Here is a 3,090-nt window from a genome sequence, read left to right as displayed (position 1 = left end):
GGGCGCGCCGAGGCCGAGCGGCGAGGCGCCGAGCGAGAGCGCCGCGTCGAGGCCGAGCGGTCCGCAGCCCGGGCACCATGCGAAGCCGCGCGGCAAGGTCTCGGGCGTCTCGACGGTGGTCGGGACGCCGATCTCGGCCGCGAGGCGCCCGAGCATGCGGCGCAGGTTCTCGGGGCCTCCGGCGCGGAAATATCCGTCGAGCACCGGCGCGAGGTCGGGCGCGGTCGAGAGCTCGGCGAGCCGCGGGTCGGGCCTGTCGCAGCCGGGCAGGATCACCAGCGGGATGCCGGCGGCCCGTGCGACGGCGGCGCAGCGCTCGACGCCGTAGCGCCAGTAGTCGAGGCCGCCGAGGCAGCGGATCACGACGATCCTCGCCTTCGCCACCACGGTCTCGACGTAGAGATCGACCGACATCGGGTGGCGCAGGCGCGACAGCTTGGCCAGGCGCAGCGACGGGAAGCCCGGGCCGCAGGCCGCGTGGGCATTGGCGACGCCGAGCAGGTCGGAATCCGTAAACGACAGGAACACGACGTCGCCGGGCTGTTGCCCGAGATCGACCGCCGCCTCGCCGTCGTCGAGGCTCACCGTATCGATGCGGATCAGGTGCATGCGATGGTCAGCCTGCGGAGCCGCCCGGCTCGTCGGGGACGAGGCGGGGCCGGCTCGGAAATGCGACGCCGTCGTAGATCTCGGCCGCGGGCATGGCGATCCCGAACGCCAAGAGCGGGACCGTCGCGTCGAGCCCGAGAAGACGGGTCTCAGCCCAATGCCGGTCCGGATCACGCGTCCAGAGGCGGAGTTCCGCCGCATTGGGTTCCACCAGCAGGATATGCTCCAGGTCGGCCATCGTGCGGTACTCGCCGAGCTTCTCGAACGCATCGAAGTCGCGCGTGCTCGGCGACAGCACCTCGACGACCAGCCGCGGCTGCGCCGCCTTCAGCGCGTTCGGATCGCGGGATCCGCAATCGACCCCGATATCGGGGCGGCGGATCTGGCCGGGCAGCGTTTCGACGCTGCCGTCCCCGGTGAACGGACGGCATCCGCTTCCGCGTAGGGCCGTGCGCAACCATGCGAGGATGTTCACGACGATGTCGTCGTGAACGTTGCGCGCCCCGGCCATCATCCGCACCGGCACACCGCCGACAAGCTCGTACCGCTCCGCTTGGGCTTCCTGCCAGGCGAAGAACGCATTGATGCTCATCGGCTCAAGTCGGCGGTCCAGCATCCCGGAATCTGCGGTGATCGTGAAAACGCGCAGTGTAGCCTGTGCGGCGGACAACCCCTAGCCGGCGAGCGCTTCGGCGACCGCGCCCTGGTCGAAGCCCTTCAGGCCGATCACCACCAGCGTGCCGTCGCGGGGCTCGGCCGCCGTCCAGGGACGGTCGAAATGATGGGTGATGCGGCGGCCGACGCCCTGCACCACGAGGCGCATCGGCTTGCCCTCGACGGCGCAGAAGCCCTTGATGCGCAGGACGCCCTCGGTCTCGGCCGCCTTCTCGACGCGGGCGGCGAGGTCGGCGGCGGTGATCGCCGTGCGGACCGGGAGCGCCACGGTCTCGAAGTCGTCGTGGTCGTGATCCTCGCCCGCGCCGTGATGCGAGGGGCGCGCGTCGAGGTCGTCCTCGGCGGCGGCCTGGAGGCCGAGCAGCACCCGCGGGTCGATCTTGCCGTGGGCTGTCTCGACCACCTTCACCGCGCGGGGAAGCTGGCGCTCCACCTCGGCCCGCACCTGCGCGAGGCCGGCGGCGTCGAGGAGGTCGGCCTTATTGAGCACGACGAGGTCGGCGCAGAGGAGCTGGTCCTCGAACACCTCCTCGAGCGGGTTGTCGTGGTCCACCGCCGTATCGGCAGCGCGCTGGTTGGCCAGAGCCTCGGGGTCCTCGGCGAAGGCGCCCGAGGCGACCGCCGGCCCGTCCACGACCGCGACGACGCCGTCGACGGTCACCCGCGAGCGGATCGCCGGCCACTGGAACGCCTGGACCAGGGGCTTGGGCAGGGCGAGGCCGGACGTCTCGATCAGGATGTGCTCGGGCGGATTCGGGCGATCGAGAAGAGCCGTCATCGCCGGCACGAAATCGTCCGCGACGGTGCAGCAGATGCAGCCGTTGGGAAGCTCGACGATCGAATCCTCGGTGCAGCCCTCGATGCCGCAGGCGGCGAGGAACGACTTGTCGAAGCCGATGTCGCCGAACTCGTTGACGAGGATCGCGAGCCGGCGCCCGCCGGCATTCTCGACCACGTGGCGCACCAGCGTCGTCTTGCCCGCCCCGAGGAAGCCGGTGACGATGGTGCAGGGGATCTTCTGGACGATGCTCATGGGGATCTCGCCGATGGCTCAGGCCGCGCGCGGCGGAAACGGGGGGATGCGGGCGACGACGCCCTTGCGGAATTCCTGCGGCCTCTGCTTCCACGGCACGATCCCGTCGGGCGTGCCGGCGTAGAGGCCGACGCCGTCGAGAATGATGCGTGCGGAATCCGCCGGGTCGAGGTCGCCGTAGACGTAGGTCCAGCGATCCTCCGCCGCCACGGCGACGGTGCAGGGCCGCTTGCAGACCGACAGGCACTCGACCGCTTCGATCGTCACGCCGTCGGGGGCGGGAAGCGCACGCAACGCGTCGAAGAGGCGGGCGCCCGCGCGCGGGCCGTCCGGCGCATCGCTCTCCATCCGGCAGGTGGTGCAGACGTAGAGGATCGTGTCAGCCACGGGCGCCTGCCGCGGCCTTCGGGCCGAAGGTCTGCCAGGCGCGCCCGAAGGCCAGCCCGATCACCGCCCAGAACACGAAGGCGATGGCGAGCGAGCGCGCGGCGAACTGCGCGGCGAGGCCGGCGGGAAGCTCGGACGGCGTCGCCGCCACCTCCGGCGCACCGGCCAGATGCGGAGCGACGATGAGCACGATCCCGCCGAGGATGGTGATCGGCACCCGGCGGATCGCGATGAGATAGATCCCCATCGCGGTGGCCGACGCCGTCATCACCCACCAGACCTGGCGGGCGGCCAGCGGGGCCGCCTCGCTGCCGGGCAGCTCGGGCGGCCCGCCCCACGCCCCGCCGCGGTGGAAAAAACAGAAGCACAGACCCACCGCACCATTC

General features: G+C 71.4%; 4 protein-coding genes and 1 pseudogene. All 5 read right to left on the bottom strand.

Going from position 1 to position 3,090, the window contains the following annotated elements; all coding sequences use genetic code 11:
* A pseudogene (locus FV230_RS26565) lies at positions 1 to 609 on the bottom strand (cobaltochelatase subunit CobN); the annotation flags it as partial.
* A gap of 7 nt (positions 610 to 616) precedes the next feature.
* Complete coding sequence (locus FV230_RS26560) at positions 617 to 1,225, bottom strand: Uma2 family endonuclease (RefSeq protein ID WP_147844510.1); 609 nt, start codon at positions 1,223 to 1,225, stop codon at positions 617 to 619.
* A 57-nt stretch (positions 1,226 to 1,282) separates the two neighbouring features.
* Entirely contained in the window at positions 1,283 to 2,317 is a 1,035-nt protein-coding gene (gene cobW, locus FV230_RS26555; RefSeq protein WP_147729440.1) for a cobalamin biosynthesis protein CobW, read from the bottom strand.
* Positions 2,318 to 2,335: 18 nt separating this feature from the next.
* On the bottom strand, positions 2,336 to 2,704 hold the full coding sequence (locus FV230_RS26550; protein WP_147844509.1) for a DUF1636 domain-containing protein: 369 nt from the start codon (positions 2,702 to 2,704) through the stop codon (positions 2,336 to 2,338).
* Positions 2,697 to 3,090: CbtA family protein (locus FV230_RS26545; protein ID WP_187275637.1), on the bottom strand; the 394-nt coding region annotated here is incomplete at its 5' end. The genes FV230_RS26550 and FV230_RS26545, both read right to left, overlap by 8 nt.

The organism is Methylobacterium sp. WL6, from assembly GCF_008040095.1.
Taxonomy (GTDB): Bacteria; Pseudomonadota; Alphaproteobacteria; order Rhizobiales; family Beijerinckiaceae; genus Methylobacterium.
The sequence above is the reverse complement of the archived record's forward strand: the minus strand, read 5'-3'. Positions and strand labels throughout refer to the sequence as shown.

What these genes read in the sequence shown, in the direction of transcription:
- FV230_RS26560 (WP_147844510.1), bottom strand. Translation starts at nt 1,225, where the DNA reads ATGCTGGACCGCCGACTTGAGCCGATGAGCATCAATGCGTTCTTCGCC.
- cobW (WP_147729440.1), bottom strand. Translation starts at nt 2,317, where the DNA reads ATGAGCATCGTCCAGAAGATCCCCTGCACCATCGTCACCGGCTTCCTC.